The organism is Pseudoclavibacter sp. Marseille-Q434, assembly GCF_050315415.1.
Classification (GTDB): domain Bacteria; phylum Actinomycetota; class Actinomycetes; order Actinomycetales; family Microbacteriaceae; genus Pseudoclavibacter.
On sequence record NZ_JBNPQH010000002.1, the window covers coordinates 896,278 to 911,043 of the forward strand.

10 protein-coding genes and 1 pseudogene are annotated in these 14,766 nt (G+C 68.5%); 4 read left to right on the forward strand and 7 right to left on the reverse strand.

From position 1 onward, the window contains the following. Window positions 1-146: 146 nt before the first annotated feature. The 3 genes from ACQFZP_RS11170 to ACQFZP_RS11180 form a co-directional block, all read right to left on the reverse strand. Window positions 147-1,385, reverse strand: a complete 1,239-nt coding sequence (locus ACQFZP_RS11170) for a saccharopine dehydrogenase family protein (protein WP_211891339.1) — start codon at window positions 1,383-1,385, stop codon at window positions 147-149. Window positions 1,386-1,511: 126 nt separating this feature from the next. Further along, a complete protein-coding gene (locus tag ACQFZP_RS11175) occupies window positions 1,512-3,035 on the reverse strand; it encodes an APC family permease (protein ID WP_104313271.1) in 1,524 nt (507 codons plus the stop codon). Window positions 3,036-3,190: 155 nt separating this feature from the next. After that, the gene (locus ACQFZP_RS11180) at window positions 3,191-3,733 is read right to left on the reverse strand and encodes a TetR/AcrR family transcriptional regulator (protein WP_181027062.1); all 543 of its coding nucleotides are present in this window, start codon (window positions 3,731-3,733) and stop codon (window positions 3,191-3,193) included. A gap of 52 nt (window positions 3,734-3,785) precedes the next feature. Here ACQFZP_RS11180 and ACQFZP_RS11185 point away from each other — a divergent pair, with 52 nt between their 5' ends. Then, window positions 3,786-4,961, forward strand: a complete 1,176-nt coding sequence (locus tag ACQFZP_RS11185) for an FAD-dependent oxidoreductase (RefSeq protein ID WP_211891340.1) — start codon at window positions 3,786-3,788, stop codon at window positions 4,959-4,961. A gap of 622 nt (window positions 4,962-5,583) precedes the next feature. Here the strand turns inward: ACQFZP_RS11185 and ACQFZP_RS11190 are convergent. Beyond that, window positions 5,584-6,441 (reverse strand): SDR family oxidoreductase, encoded by an 858-nt coding sequence (locus tag ACQFZP_RS11190; protein ID WP_211891341.1) that lies wholly within the window; start codon window positions 6,439-6,441, stop codon window positions 5,584-5,586. 257 nt (window positions 6,442-6,698) lie between these two features. Here ACQFZP_RS11190 and fdhA point away from each other — a divergent pair, with 257 nt between their 5' ends. The 3 genes and pseudogenes from fdhA to ACQFZP_RS11205 form a co-directional block, all read left to right on the forward strand. After that, complete coding sequence (gene fdhA, locus ACQFZP_RS11195; protein WP_104313265.1) at window positions 6,699-7,913, forward strand: formaldehyde dehydrogenase, glutathione-independent; 1,215 nt, start codon at window positions 6,699-6,701, stop codon at window positions 7,911-7,913. A gap of 197 nt (window positions 7,914-8,110) precedes the next feature. Beyond that, window positions 8,111-8,932 (forward strand): alpha/beta fold hydrolase, encoded by an 822-nt coding sequence (locus ACQFZP_RS11200; RefSeq protein WP_211891342.1) that lies wholly within the window; start codon window positions 8,111-8,113, stop codon window positions 8,930-8,932. A 116-nt stretch (window positions 8,933-9,048) separates the two neighbouring features. After that, a pseudogene (locus tag ACQFZP_RS11205) lies at window positions 9,049-9,207 on the forward strand (DUF3253 domain-containing protein); the annotation flags it as partial. Window positions 9,208-9,239: 32 nt separating this feature from the next. Here ACQFZP_RS11205 and ACQFZP_RS11210 read toward each other — a convergent pair. The 3 genes from ACQFZP_RS11210 to ACQFZP_RS11220 all read right to left on the reverse strand — a co-directional run bounded on the left by ACQFZP_RS11210 (window position 9,240) and on the right by ACQFZP_RS11220 (window position 14,754). Further along, window positions 9,240-9,869, reverse strand: coding sequence for a hypothetical protein (locus tag ACQFZP_RS11210; RefSeq protein WP_211891343.1), 630 nt, complete (start codon window positions 9,867-9,869; stop codon window positions 9,240-9,242). 249 nt (window positions 9,870-10,118) lie between these two features. Continuing rightward, window positions 10,119-12,392 carry an FdhF/YdeP family oxidoreductase gene (locus ACQFZP_RS11215; RefSeq protein ID WP_249312448.1) on the reverse strand — a complete coding sequence of 758 codons (2,274 nt, stop codon included), beginning with the start codon at window positions 12,390-12,392 and terminating at the stop codon, window positions 10,119-10,121. Window positions 12,393-12,603: 211 nt separating this feature from the next. After that, window positions 12,604-14,754, reverse strand: a complete 2,151-nt coding sequence (locus tag ACQFZP_RS11220) for a heavy metal translocating P-type ATPase (RefSeq protein ID WP_211891345.1) — start codon at window positions 14,752-14,754, stop codon at window positions 12,604-12,606. Window positions 14,755-14,766: the final 12 nt, after the last annotated feature.

Genomic DNA, 14,766 nt, shown 5'->3' on the forward strand with positions numbered 1-14,766 from the left:
CGAGCATCCCGACCGCGCCGAGATCGAGGACCTGCTGCGGAGTCGCTGTCCAACATCAGTGCAATATCGGGCCAAGCGGCGCCGAAACGGCGCTTTCGACCCGATATCGCACTGATGTTGGACAGCCGAGCTGACGAACTGGCGGTCTACGCGGTGAGCTCGGCGCTGCGGTCCTGCACGTGCCACGGCGAACCGTAGCCTGACGGCTCGGCGCCGCCGAGCAGCTCGAGGAACGGCTTCGAGTCGAATGCCTCCGGTGCGAGCACTCCCGCGCCAGACCAGACGCCCGTCGCGAGCAGCTCGAGCGCGATGACGGGATTGATGGCGGTCTGCCAGACGACGGCTTGCGAGTTGTCCTTCGCCATCGTCTCCTCGTTGTCGGCCACGTGGTACAGGTACACCTGCTTGGGCTCGCCGTCCTTGCCCTTGCCGGTCACGAGGAGTCCGGCGCACGTCTTGCCGCGCATGCGGTCTCCGAGCTTGGCCGGGTCGGGGAGGACCGCGGCGACGACGTCGCGGGGCGAGACCTGCTGGCCCTTGACGCTGACGGGCTCGGTGCTGTCGAGGCCGAGCATGTGCAGCGTCTTGAGCACGTCGATGAACTCCTGGCCGAGGCCGTACTTGAAGGTCACGCGCTTCGCGTTGGTCCAGCGCGGCATGAGCAGCACTTCTTCGTGCTCGACGTTGACGCACTCGACGGGGCCGATGCCTTCTGGGAAGTCGAACACTTCAGCCTCGCTGAAGGGCGGTGTCGTGTACCAGCCTCGCTCGCGCTCGTAGATGACGGGCGGGTTGAGGCACTCCTCGATCGTCGTCCAGATCGAGAACGACGGGGCGAAGTCGTAGCCCTCGACGGTCAGGTTGGCGCCGTCGCGCACGCCGAGCTCGTCGATCTCGGAGAACAGCTCGTCCTCGGCGTAGCGGGCGAACACGTCGGAGAGGCCGGGCTCGACCCCGATGCCGCACAGGGCGAGCACGCCACGCTCCTTGAGCGCCGCGTCGTGCTCGAACTGCTCGTCGCCGAGCTTCACACCCGTCTGCTCGTGCGGATGCTCGGGGTGCGGCTTCGAGAGGCTCATCGCCATGTCGAGGTAGGTCGCGCCGGCTGCGGTGACGCCCGTGAAGATGGGCATCACGAAGCGTGGGTCCACGGCGTTGAGGACGTGCGTGATGCCGTTGTCGCGGACGAGGGTCTCGACGGCTGCGGGGTCGGATGCGTCGACCTGCGCCGCTTGGAAGCGGGTGTCGTCGAGTTCGGCGACGAGGTCTTCTGGCCGGGTGGGGTCGTAGTCGGCGATGAGGCAGGAGTCGAAGAAGCTGCGGCGCTTCGCGATGCGGGCGGCGGCTGCGCCGACGCCTCCTGCACCGATGATGAGGATGTGCACGATTGGCCTTTCGTTGATCACGTGCGATGGATGGCGCCCGGTTCGCGGGGGTAAACCGTGCGGTTGGTAGGTCGTGGTGAGCAAGCGAGGCGCCCTGCGGAACTGCAGGGCGCCTTGCCTCGGGGATCAGTCCTCGGGGGCGAGGATCGCCGAGTGGCGGTTGATGGTTCGCTTCTCGAAGTAGTCCTTCGATCCGGGCATCGCGGCCCAGACGAACATGAGGATGAAGCCGATGACAAACGAGCCGATGCCGATGACGAACGCGCTGCCGAGGCCGAAGAAGGTCGTGTAGCCGTACTCGGGGTTCGCCATGTCGATTGCCGACTGGACGAACGCCCACACCATGAACACCCCGCCGAGCAGCGGGAACAGGAAGCGGTACACGAAGTTGCGCGCCGACGAGAAGAGGCTCGTGCGGAAGTACCAGATGCAGGCGAAGCTCGCGATCCCGTAGAAGAACGCGATGGCGAGGCCGATGGAGAGGATGGAGTCCTGGAGGACGCTGTTCGAGACGAAGCTCATGCCGACGTAGTAGACGATCGCGACGATGCCCATCAGGAGCGTCGAGAAGGTCGGGGTCTTCGACTTCTCGCTGACGACGGCGAAGCGTGCGGGCAGGGCCTTGTAGACGCCCATTGCGAAGGTGCCGCGCGCGGTGGGGAGGATCGTCGTCTGCGAGGACGACAGCGAGGAGACGGCGACGGCGAGCACGAGGAACCAGCCCCACGGGCCCATGGCCAGGTCGGTGAGCACGGAGAAGACGTCGTCGGCGTTCTCCTCGTTCGCGAGGCCGGTGCCGGTGTCGCCGAGGCCGGCGTACATCATGACGACGATCGTGATGCCGACGTAGGTGATGAGCAGCAGCACCGTCGAGAGCACGGCTGCGCGGCCCGGCGTCTTCTTGGGGTCCTTGGTCTCCTCGGTCAGGGCGAGGCAGGTGTCCCATCCCCAGTAGATGAAGAGGGCGAGGATGATGGCCTGCACCATGCCGTGCCCGTCGGCGAGGAGCGGGTTGAACCAGTCGATGCTCACGGGGGTCGGGTCGGGGGCGGTGCCGTTGGCGTAGCCGATGAGGCAGCCGACGACGAACGCGGCCATGGCGGCGTACTGGATGATCAGCAGCACCACCTGCATCTTCTCGCCGAGCTCGATGCCGCGCATCGAGATCCAGGTCATGACCGCGATGATGAGCGCACCGAAGAGGGTGACGACCACGCGATTCTCGGCGAGGGAGCCGTCGCCGATGAGCAGCAGGATGTAGACGGAGGCGATCTCGGCGAGGTTCGCCATGACCAGGATGCCGGCGACGGCGAGGGCCCAGCCGGACATCCATCCGGTGCGGGGGCCGAAGGCCTTCGCGGCCCAGGTGAAGACGGTGCCGCAGTCGTTGAGCTCGTTGTTGAGCTCGCGGTACGCGAATGCGGTGAACATCATCGGGATGAACGCCAGGATGAACGCGATGGGGGCCTGCTCGCCGACTGCGATGACGACGAAGCCGAGGGTCGCGGCGAGGGAGAAGAGCGGGGCGGTCGAGGCGAGGCCGATGACGGTCGACCCCCAGATGCCGAGTCGTGCTGGGGCGAGGCCCTTACCGATTGGCGTCTGCGTCGCCAGTGCTTCGGTGATCGGGCCGGGTTGTGCGTTGGTCATCATTGTCTCCCGCATCAAAGGGCCTGCCGCGTTCGCGGAGTGGTGCTGAACTTACCATTCGGTCGGTGACGCGCCGAGGGATTTCTCGCATCCCGTCGTAACGGTTGTGTTTCCAGACGTGGGCGGATGCCAGGGGAGGATGCCTGGGCGGCTCGCTACGCGCGAAGCTTCTCGATCGCGCCCATGATCTCGGCCGTCGACTCCGCATTGATGAACTTCTCGCTGCCCGCTCCGACGCTGAGCAGCGCGTTGTGGTTCATGCCGTCTCCGACGAACAGCACGAGGCGCGCGACCGCTGGGTCGCCGATGGCCCGGACGAGCGCGTCGAACCAGCCCTCGCGGCACTGGCGAAGCACATCCAGCGCATCCTTGTCACCGGTCTGCGCGAGGCGGTAGACGGCCTCGACGAGACGCTCGAGGAGGCTGTCGCGATCCTGCGAGGAGACGATGTAGTACGACACGGCGTTGTCGAGGTCGCCGAGCATGTTGTCGGCGTCGACCCGCGCCTGCGCCTGCAGCTCGGCGAGAAGCGCCTCGCCAAGCGCCTGCTTCGACGCGAAGTGATGGAGGACGCCGGCCTTCGACAGCTTGCAGGTCGTGCCCACGGCTTCGAGGGTCGTCCCGCGCACGCCGGAGTCGACGAGCAGGTTCATGTATGCGGTGAGAATCTTCTCCCGCTGACCGGAGACGGTGAGCATTCGGCAATCGTACCCAGGAAGTGACCCGGGTGAGTGCGAGTAGCGTTGCGTCATGACTGACGTTGACGTGCTCATCATCGGCGGCGGAGCGATGGGGCTGTCGACCGCGTGGCAGCTGGCGAGGCGCGGCAGGAGTGTCCGGCTGCTCGAGCAGTTCCAGCCCGGCCACCACCAGGGTGCGTCCCACGGTGCGACCCGGAACTTCAACACCTCGTACACGCAGCCTGACCTCGTCGCGATGCTGCACGAGTCGCGCGCGCTGTGGACCGAGCTGCAGCTCGACTCCGGCCGGCAGGTCCTCGACCTCGTCGGCCTCGTCAACCACGGGCCGGGGGCGGCGAGCCCGGACGTCCACGCCGCCATCTCCGCGGGAGGGGAGGCGGCCGAGCTGCTCTCGACGAAGGACGCGGGCGAGCGGTGGCCGGGCATCCGCTTCGATACCGAGGTGCTGCACCTGCCGAGAGCGGGCCGGGTCCGGGCCGCCGATGCGCTCACCAGCATGGCTGAGCTGGCCGCGGCGAGTGGGGCCGAGCTGAGCTGGGGCAAGCGCGCCGTGAGCGTCGTGGAGGAGACCGATCGGGTCGTCGTCGAGGCCCACTCGTGGGGTGAGGCGCCGGAGCACCGCGGCCACGCGCGCGAGACGATCACGGCGAAGGTCGTCGTCTCGGCCGTCAACGCGTGGACCCGCACGCTGCTCGCCGGCATCGTCGAGCTGCCGCGGATGCGGGTCACGCAGGAGGCACCCGTGCACTTCCGCGAGTTCAACGGCTACATCGACTGGCCGAGCTTCAACCACCTCCCGGCGTTCGGCCGCCCCGGGTACGAGGGGTGGCTTTCCCCCGTGTACGGGATGCTCACGCCGGGCGAGGGCATCAAAGCGGGTTGGCACGGAGTTGGGCCCATCGTGGACCCCGATTCGCGCGACTTCCTGCCGGTGCCGGCGCAGCTCGACGCGATCAGGCAGTACGCCCGCGACTGGCTGCCCGGCGTCGACGCTGAGAGCGCCGAACCGATCAGCTGCACCTACACGACCACCGACGACGCCAGGTTCGTGGTCGACAGAGTCGGCCGCATCGTCGTGCTCGCCGGATTCGCGGGGGAGGGCTTCAAGTTCGTGCCATCGATCGGGCGACTCGGTGCCGACCTCGCCGAGAACGGCCCGGGCGCGGCGCCCGAGCTGTTCTCCCTGAACCGGCCGCGCTCGCTCGCCGCGCAGCCCCTGCGGTAGCCACTCCGCGCATCCGCTCGGCCGTGCGGCCGTGCGGCCGAACGCCTGCCCCGCCCCGTCCCCGTGCTCGTCTCGGGATGGGAACATCGCTTCGTGCTGGGAAAGTTCCCGCAACGAGGTGAGTTCTCCATCCCGAGTCGGGTGTGGCGTGCGTGCTCGCCTTACCGGCTCGCTTGTTCCCCGTGCTCGTCTCGGGATGGGAACGTCGCTTCGTGCTGGGAAAGTTTCCGCAACGGAGTGAGTTCTCCATCCCGAGTGGGGCGTTGCGTGCGTGCTCGCCGTACCGGCTCGTTTGTTTCCCGGGGCGTCTCGGGATGGGAACATCGCTTCGTGCGGGGAAAGTTCCCGCAACGAGGTGAGTTTTCCATCCCGAGTGGGGCGTTGCGTGCGTGCTCGCCGTACCGACTCGCCTGGCCCTGCGGGACCGGTGGCGGGCTGCACCGTGTCGCCTCGGCGTGCTGCCGCCGCCGTCTCTAGCTGCCGCTTCCGTTTCGGGATGGCGTTCGCGCACGCGGATGCTCTGCAACCCCATCTGCGTGCGTGTAACCCATCCCGAAAGCGGGCAAGTCGAGGGTCGAGAGCCTCGGGTCGCGGCGGCACGCTGCGCGCCGAGCTCGCGGCGCTACGCGGTCAGGGTGCGGAGCGTCTCGGCGAGGGTGGTCGTCGGTCGCCCGGACACGCGGGAGAGGTCGCCGGTCGTGAGGCCGAGGGCGCCGTCGCGGATGTTGGCGTCGAGCCCGGTGATGAAGCCGATCGTGCCTTCGTCGACGGCGTTCGAGGTGAGGGCCGCCGCGTGCTCCTCCGTGGTGAGTGCGCGGTACTCGACGTCGCGGCCGAGGGCGTCGGCGAGGGTCTTCGCGAACTCGTCGAAGTCCCAGGCCTTGTCGCCGGAGAACTCGTAGACCTTGCCGTCGTGGCCGTCCTCGAGGGCGAGCGCGGCGATGCCCGACGCGTAGTCGGCGCGCGACGCGCTCGCGACGCGGCCCTTGCCGGCGCTGTTCGCGATGACGCCCGTGGTCTCGCCCTGGGCGATCTCGGCGACGTAGTTCTCGGTGTACCAGCCGTTGCGGGCGACGGTGTAGGGCAGGCCCGATTCGCGGATGAGGGACTCGGTGGCGACGTGCTCCGGGGCGAGGATGAGGGCGTCTGGGTCGCCGCCGAGGACGCTCGTGTAGATGATCCGGGCCGCGCCTGCGTCGTTCGCCGCGTCGATGATCGTCTCGTGCTGGGCGACGCGGGTCCCGACCTCGTTGCCGGAGATGAGCACCACGGTGTCGCCGGCGCTGATCGCCCCTGCGGCTGTCTCGGGGCGGGCGTAGTCGATGACGGCAGTGCGGACGCCCTTCGAGGCGAGCTGCTCGAGGCGCTCCACGTTGCGCCCGCCCGCGACGATGTCGGCGGGAGCAGCACCTCGTTCGAGGAGGCTGTCGATGACGAGGGTGCCGAGCTGTCCGGTCGCGCCGGTGATGACGATTGCCATGCTGTGCTGTTCCTTCCGAGGGGGTGCTTGCAGCTACAACAACCACGGGATCGTCGCGACTATTCCGGATGGACCAGTGGAAAGGGCGCGGTCGGTCACCCGGACACGCGCCTGTGCATCCACCCCTCATCCGCCCCTGATCCTGGCGCGGCGTGGGGGTGGACCATAGCCTCGAAACACTGCGTAACAGAGACGTTCGCAGGGCTGCGCGTTCGCGCGCACCGCACGCAGCATCCGCTCAACTCAAAGGAGAGATCATGGCGAGCAACAGAGCTGTCGCGTACAAGGGGCCGAACGAGGTCGAGGTCATCGACATCCCGTACCCCGAGTTCGAGCTGAAGGACGGGCCGGGCGTGAACCCGGCGAACGTGGGCCGGCAGGTGCGGCACGGCGCCATCCTCCGCACCGTGACTACGAACATCTGCGGTTCCGATCAGCACATGGTGCGCGGCCGCACCACTGCCCCGGTCGACCTCGTGCTCGGGCATGAGATCACGGGCGAGGTCATCGAGGTCGGGCCGGACGTCGAGTTCATCAAGGTCGGTGACATCGTCTCGGTGCCGTTCAACATCGCCTGCGGGCGCTGTCGCAACTGCAAGGCGGGCAAGACGGGCATCTGCCTCAACGTCAATCCCGACCGCCCCGGCAGCGCGTACGGCTACGTCGACATGGGCGGCTGGGTCGGCGGGCAGGCTGAGTATGTGCTCGTGCCGTACGCCGACTGGAACCTCCTCAAGTTCCCCGACCGGGACCAGGCGCTCGAGAAGATCCTCGACCTGACGATGCTCTCCGACATCTTCCCGACCGGGTTCCACGGTGCATACACCGCGGGTGTCGGACCAGGGTCGACCGTCTACATCGCGGGTGCTGGGCCCGTCGGCCTCGCGGCCGCGGTGAGCGCCCAGCTGCTGGGCGCAGCGTGCGTCATCGTCGGCGACCTCAACGAGGACCGTCTGGCGCAGGCGAGATCCTTCGGCTGCGAGACGGTCGATGTCTCGAAGGGCGACCCGGGCGAGCAGATCGAGCAGATCCTGGGCGTGCCGGAGGTCGAGTGCGGTGTGGATGCGGTGGGCTTCGAGGCCCGCGGGCACGGCTCGGATGCGGGGCACGAGGCGCCCGCGACGGTGCTCAACTCGCTCATGACGGTGACGGAGGCTGGCGGAGCGCTCGGTATCCCCGGCCTGTATGTGACGGGCGACCCGGGCGGCGTCGATGATGCCGCGAAGGTCGGCTCGCTGTCGATTCGTCTCGGCCTCGGCTGGGCGAAGTCGCTGTCGTTCACGACCGGCCAGTGCCCGGTCATGAAGTACAACCGCCAGCTCATGCAGGCGATCCTCTTCGACAAGGTGAAGATCGCGGATGCAGTGCAGGCGACCCCCATCACGCTCGACGAGGCGCCGAAGGGCTACGCCGACTTCGATGCAGGCGCACCGAAGAAGTACGTGCTCAACCCGAACGGCTACGTGAAGTAGCTCTGCGCGGGGGACAATAGACCGCGACAGAGCGTGGATGGCGCCGAGCCTCGCGCTGCAGGGATGGACTGCAGTGCGGGGCTCGACGTATGCGTCGGGGGCTTTCGCCTGGTTTTGTCGGTGGCCGGGTGCAGACTGTCGTCGTAGTCGAGTGCGGGCACCGAGGCCGGTACTTGCGGGCGCAGGGGAGCAGGAACATGGTTGCAGCAGAACAGAACGACTTGGGTGGGGTGCGCGTCGACCGCGAGGTCGCCACCTCCGCCGACGGGACCCGCATCGCGTACGAGATCCGCGGGGAAGGGCCCGTGGTGGTCATCGTCAATGGCGCCTTCTCGACGGCGCGCGATGTGACGGAATTCGCGATGGCGCTCGTCCGGGCGGGATTCGCGGCTGTCTCCTACGACCGTCGCGCTCGCGGGGACAGCGGCGACACGAAACCCTCGGCACCGGAGCGCGAAGCTGAAGACCTGGCGGCCGTCATCGACGCGGTCGGCGGTCGGGTGAGTGTCATCGGGCATTCCTCTGGTGCCGTGCTCGCGCTCTTCGCCGCGTCGCTGGGCGTGCCCGTGCAGCATCTGTTCCTCTCCGAGCCGCCGTTCCGCTTCGGACAGCACGAGCCTGCCGCCGATCTCGCCGAGCGTCTGCAGCGCCTCGTCGACGACGGCGACGAGGCGACGGCCGTCTCCACCTTCCAGCTCGAAGGCGTGGGCCTTGACCCTGCCCTCGTGGAGCAGATCAAGCAAAGCCCGATCTTCCCTGGGCTCGTGCCGCTCGCGCAGTCGACCGTCTACGACGCGCAGCTCGTGCGACAGGTGTCGACGCCCACGGAGGCGATGGTCGCCGTGCAGGTGCCCGTGACGATCGTCGTGGGCGGCGACACGTTCCCGTTCCTCGCGAGCGCAGCGAAGCGGCTTGCCGAGACCCTGCCTGGGTCGGAGCTCGTCGAGGTCGCCGAGTCGGTTGGCCACCGCGTGCATCCCGAAGCGACGGCGAAGGTGCTGGCGGAGCGGCTGCTGTGAGCGCGGCGGGCGGCCCCGAGAGCGGCCCCGATCGCGCAGGAGGCGAGCTCGAGCGGGTGATTCTCGATCTCCTGGACAAGCGCGCCGAAGGGGCCACGATCTGACCATCGGAGGCGGCCCGAGTTGTCGGCGGCGACGAGTGGCGAGATGAGATGGAGGCGGCGCGGGCCGCCGCGCGGCGACTCGTCGAGTCGGGCGAGGTCGACATCACCCAGGGCGGCGAGGTGGTCGACGGCGCGACGGCCAAGGGGCCGATCCGCATCCGCCGCCGCTGAACCATCCGCACCGGCCGAACCATCCCTGCTGCTCAGTCCCAGTAGGTGATCGTGCGGTACACGATCATCATCTCGCCGGCGGAATCGACGGAGATGAAGAGCGTCGGGAAGGTCCAGAACTCCGCGTCGAGCGGTTCGACGTCGACGCGCGTGCACGCGTAGGTGTCGTCGATCACGGTGAAGGCGTCGCTCAGGGTCTGCTGGATGCGGTCATCATCACGATGGACGCAGGTGACCGGCGAACCCGCGTACTGGGTCAAGGCGTCGCGGATGTCGCTGTTGTTCTGGATACGCGACACGATCTCGGGGTCGCCTGACTTGTCGGCGACCGTCACCCAGTCGCCCTCATCCACTGCGGTGAAGAACATCTCCGCGACGCTCTCTGCACCCTCGATGCTTCCGTCCGGATCGAAGACGTCTGAGCCGGTCTCCGACGAGCCGTCCGTCCCGGTGTCGCTGCTGTCTGTGTCGCCGTCGGCGGTCTCGGCCGTCTCGGCCGTCTCGGTCACCGTGACCGTCTCGGTCACGGCCGGCGGAGCCGAGGTGGCAGGTGGTGCTGGAACTTGGCAGCCCGCGAGCACCAACGCCCCCGCCGTGGCGGCGAGCACAGAGAAGACCCTGCGCGGGGTCAGACCTGGATTGGATTCCTGTCGAGTGGACATGATCGTCCTCCTCTCATGGCGCGGACCCGAATCTCGGGTCCCGCGTTCAGAGGACGGAGGAGGGCCAGAAGTGTCCGGGCGCCCCTCCGCCCGATCTTTCGTACACTAAGGAATCGGCTTGACTCCGCCCCGAAAATGGAGTCACGGACCGGTCCCGTTCGCCTGTCAGCTCTCTGAGCATGTGAAGCGGGAGTCGAGATTCAGGCCGGCCCGGAGAGGGCTCGGAGCGAGTTCGGAGCTTGCCCGCGCCTACGAGGCGAGCTTCTCCAGCCGGACGACGATCGACTTCGACGTCGGCGTGTTGCTGACGTCGGCGGTCGAGTCGAGCGGCACGAGCACGTTCGTCTCCGGGTAGTACGCGGCGACGCAGCCGCGCGGCGTCGAGTAGACCACGATGCGGTGGCGGTCGCTCCGGCGTTCCTCGACGGTGCCGTCGCGGCCCGGCCACTCCGAGACGATGTCGACGTGGTCCCCGTCCGCGAGGCCCTGGTCGCGCGCATCCGCCTCGTTGACGAACACGACGCGCCGCGCGCTCTTCACGCCCCGGTACCGGTCGTCCTTGCCGTAGATGGTGGTGTTGAACTGGTCGTGCGAGCGCAGCGTCTGCAGCAGGAGGCGACCCTCCGGCACCTTCGGGTACTCGAGCTCGTTCACGGTGAACTTCGCCGTGCCGCCGATGTTCGAGAAGTCGCGGCCGTCGCGCGGGCCGTTCGGCAGGATGAACCCACCCGGCTCGTCGATTTTCGCTTCGAAGTCCTCGAAGCCCGGGATGACGCGGGAGATGGAGGCGCGCACGTTCGCGTAGTCGGCGCGCAGCTCGGCCCAGTTCACCTGCGGCACGTTCGGCCGCGATCGGGTGAGGACCCGCTCGGCGAGCATCGTCACGATGGCGACCTCGCTCAGCAGCTCATCGCTGGCCGGCTCGAGGCGTCCGCGCGAGGCGTGGACCGCGCTCATGGAGTCCTCGACGGTGACGCGCTGCGTGCCGCCCGCCTGTCGGTCGCGTTCGGTGCGGCCGAGGGTGGGGAGGATGAGGGCCCGGCGTCCCGTCGCGACGTGCGAGCGGTTGAGCTTGGTCGACACCTGCACGGTGAGTGCGAGCGACTCCATGGCGGCCTCGGTCACGGCCGTGTCCGGCGTCGCCCGGGAGAAGTTGCCGCCCATCGCCATGAAGACGCGGGCCTTGCCGTCGCGCATGGCGCGAATCGCCTCGACCGTGTCGTAGCCGTGCTTGCGGGGGGAGGCGAACGAGAACTCGGCGTCGAGCTTGTCGTGGAACGACTCCGGCATCTTCTCGAAGATGCCCATCGTGCGGTCGCCCTGCACGTTGGAGTGGCCGCGCACGGGGCAGACGCCCGCGCCCGGCTTTCCGATGTTGCCCTGCAGGAGGAGCAGGTTGACGCAGTCGCGCAGAGTCGGCACGGAGTGCTTGTGCTGCGTCAGGCCCATGGCCCAGCAGACGATCGTCGACTTCGACGCGAGCAGCATCTCGCCGGCCTCGCGGATCTCGGCCTCGGTGAGGCCCGTCGCGGTCTCGACCTCAGCCCAGTCGAGCCGCCGGAGCGACTCGAGGTACGCATCCACCCCCTCCGTCTTGGCGGCGATGAACTCGGCGTCGAGCACGGTGCCAGGGTTCGCCTCCTCGGCGTCGAGCAGGATGCGCCCCAGCGCCTGGAAGAGCGCCTGGTCGCCACCGAGCTTGATCTGCAGGAACAGGTCGTTCAGGGCGGTGCCGCCGAGCACCATGCCGCGTACGGTCTGCGGGTTCTCGTAGCGCATGAGCGCAGCCTCCGGCAGCGGGTTCACGGCGATGATCTTGCCGCCGTTGATCTTCGCCTTCTCGAGCGCGGTCAGCATGCGGGGGTGGTTGGTGCCGGGGTTCTGGCCGGCGATGATGATGAGGTCGGCCTCGTGGATGTCCTCGAGGCTCACCGAGCCCTTGCCGATTCCGAGGGTCTCGCCGAGGGCTGAGCCGCTCGACTCGTGGCACATGTTCGAGCAGTCCGGGAGGTTGTTCGTGCCGAGGCCTCGCACGAACAGCTGGTAGACGAACGCGGCCTCGTTGGAGGTGCGGCCCGACGTGTAGAAGATGGCCTCGTCTGGGTGCGACATCTGCGCGAACTCGTCGGCGATGATCTCGAACGCCTCATCCCAGCTGACGGCGCGGTAGTGCGTGCCGCCCTCGTCGAGGAGCATGGGGTGTGTGAGGCGGCCCTGCTGGCCGAGCGAGTAGTCGTCCCACGTGCGCAGCTCCTCGACGGAGTGCTCGGCGAAGAAGCTCGGCGGGATGCGCCGCTTCGTGGCCTCCTCGGCGACGGCCTTCGCGCCGTTCTCGCAGAACTCGGCAGGGCTGCGGTGCTTGCCCTCCGGCCACGCGCATCCGGGGCAGTCGAAGCCGTCTTTCTGGTTGATGCGCAGCAGGGTGCGGGCCGTGCGGGTCGGGCCCATCTGCGCGGTCGTCACCTTGAGCGAGTTGAGCACGGCGGGGATGCCGACGGCTGTGATCTTCGGCTCCGAGAACATGGCGGCGGTCTCGTCGATGTTCTCCACGATGCGCGCGGCGCCGTCGACGGGCTTCGCGTGCTTCTCTGGATGCTTCGGTTCGGGCATCGTTGCTCCTCCCGGGGAATGCGCTCAGTCTACGCGGGGGGACTGAAGTCGATCGCTGCCGGTGTTCCCAACCGCTCCGGGCTCGCAGGCGGTTGGGGACACAGGCAGCGACCACCCAGTGCAGCTACTTCACGAGCGCGCTCGAACCCGGGGAGAGGTCCACGCGGCGCAGCAGCTGCGCGTTGAGGGCGACGACGATCGTGGAGAGCGACATGAGCACGGCGCCGATCGACATGGGCAGGATGAACCCGACGGGCGCGAGGATGCCCGCCGCGAGTGGCACCGACAGCAGGTTGTAGCCGGCCGCCCACCAGAGGTTCTGCGTCATCTTGCGGTAGCTCGCTCGCGACAGCTTGATGACGGAGAGCACGGAGCGGGGGTCATCGCTCGCGAGGATCACCCCGGCGGACGCGATCGCCACGTCCGTGCCAGCGCCGATGGCGATGCCGACGTCGGCGCGCGCCAGTGCTGGGGCGTCGTTCACGCCGTCGCCCACCATCGCGACCTTCTTGCCCTCGGCCTGCAGCTCGGCGACCTTCGCCGACTTGTCCTCGGGCCGCACGCCGGCGTAGATGCGGTCGACGCCGAGCTCCTCGCCGACGCTTCGGGCCACGGCTTCGGCGTCACCCGTGATCAGGACGACCTCGATGCCCAGGCGGTGGAGTGCATCCACGGCCTCGCGCGACTCGGGGCGGATCTCGTCGGCGAGTTTGAGGCCGCCCACGACCGCGCCGTCTCGCACGACGTGCAGGATGATCGCCCCGTCCTCGCGCCACGCATCCGCTTCGCTGATCTCGGATGCGCCGAGCGCCTCGAGGAGGCGTGGCCCGCCAACACGAACCTCGCGACCGTCGACGGTCGCCGTGACGCCGACCGCCGGTGATGAGCTGAAGTTCGACGCCGCCGGCACGGTGAGGCCGCGCTCGGCCGCCGCGCGGACGATGGCCTTGGCAAGCGGATGCTCGCTGTCGGTTTCCGCGGAGGCCGCGATCGCGAGTATCTCGTCGGCCGTGAGGGCGCTTGCGGAGCTGCCTGCGATCGCGATCTCGGTGAGCGTCGGCTCGCCCTTCGTGAGGGTGCCGGTCTTGTCGAAGAGGACCGCGTCGACGGTGCGGGTGCTCTCGAGCGCGAGGCGGTCCTTGATGAGGACGCCGCTGCGCGCCGCCTTCTCTGTGGCGATCGACACGACGAGCGGGATCGCGAGGCCCAGTGCGTGGGGGCAGGCGATGACGAGGACGGTGATGGTTCGCATGACGGCGGCGTCGGGGTTGCCGACGAGCGTCCAGACGATGGCCGTGATGGCGGCTGCACCGAGGGCGAACCAGAACAGCCAGGCGGCGGCCCGATCGGCGATCCGCTGCGCTCGCGATGTCGAGTTCTGTGCTTCGGTGACGAGCCGCTGGATGCCGGCGAGGGTCGTGTTGTCGCCAGTCGCGGTCACCTGGATGCGCAGACCGGAGTCGGTCGCGACAGTCCCGGCCGTGACGGTGTCGCCGACGCCGCGGGACACCGGGCGCGACTCGCCGGTGACCATCGCCTCGTCGATCTCGGCCCTGCCCTCCGTGATCCTGCCGTCCGCCGGCACGCTCCCACCCGGGCGAACCACGACGACGTCGCCGACGGCCAGCTCGGCGGGGGAGACCTGCACGATGCGATCGCCCTCCACGCGTTCGGCGCTATCCGGCAGCAGGGCCGCCAGGGAGTCAAGTGCCGAGGTGGTCTGCGCGAGCGAGCGCATCTCGATCCAGTGGCCGAGCAGCATGATGACGATCAGCAGCGCGAGCTCCCACCAGAACTCGAGGTCGTGGTGCAGGAGGCCGAGGCTCGCACCCCACGATGCGGCGAACGCGACGGTGATCGCGAGCGCGATGAGCAGCATCATGCCGGGCTTGCGTGCCCTGAGCTCGCTGATCGCGCCGGTCAGGAACGGGCGCCCGCCCCAGACGTACATCACGGTGCCGAGGATGGGCGCGATGAAGGCCGCGCCGGGAAAGTCGGGGATCTCGTAGCCGACGAGCATCGCGAACATGCTCGAGAAGCCGACCACTGGTACGGCGATGACGAGGTTGATCCAGAACAGGCGCCGGAACTGGGCGACGTGATCCGCGCCGTGGCCGGCGTGGCCGGCGTGCCCTGCCGAGTCCCCGTGCCCCGCGTGGGTGTGCGCTTCGTCCTCGTGCCCCGCGTGCTCGTGCTCATGCTCGTGCTCGGAAGGCTGGCCGTGCGTGATCGCCTGGCCCGGCTTGTGGGTGTGCGCTTCGGGCTGTGTGCTCATGGGCTTCTCCTC

Coding starts and splice junctions, on each gene's coding strand:
- ACQFZP_RS11210 (WP_211891343.1), bottom strand. CDS start 9,869: ATGTCCACTCGACAGGAATCCAATCCAGGTCTGACCCCGCGCAGGGTC.
- ACQFZP_RS11190 (WP_211891341.1), bottom strand. CDS start 6,441: ATGGCAATCGTCATCACCGGCGCGACCGGACAGCTCGGCACCCTCGTC.
- ACQFZP_RS11215 (WP_249312448.1), bottom strand. CDS start 12,392: ATGTTCTCGGAGCCGAAGATCACAGCCGTCGGCATCCCCGCCGTGCTC.
- fdhA (WP_104313265.1), top strand. CDS start 6,699: ATGGCGAGCAACAGAGCTGTCGCGTACAAGGGGCCGAACGAGGTCGAG.
- ACQFZP_RS11220 (WP_211891345.1), bottom strand. CDS start 14,754: ATGAGCACACAGCCCGAAGCGCACACCCACAAGCCGGGCCAGGCGATC.
- ACQFZP_RS11175 (WP_104313271.1), bottom strand. CDS start 3,035: ATGACCAACGCACAACCCGGCCCGATCACCGAAGCACTGGCGACGCAG.
- ACQFZP_RS11200 (WP_211891342.1), top strand. CDS start 8,111: ATGGTTGCAGCAGAACAGAACGACTTGGGTGGGGTGCGCGTCGACCGC.
- ACQFZP_RS11185 (WP_211891340.1), top strand. CDS start 3,786: ATGACTGACGTTGACGTGCTCATCATCGGCGGCGGAGCGATGGGGCTG.
- ACQFZP_RS11180 (WP_181027062.1), bottom strand. CDS start 3,733: ATGCTCACCGTCTCCGGTCAGCGGGAGAAGATTCTCACCGCATACATG.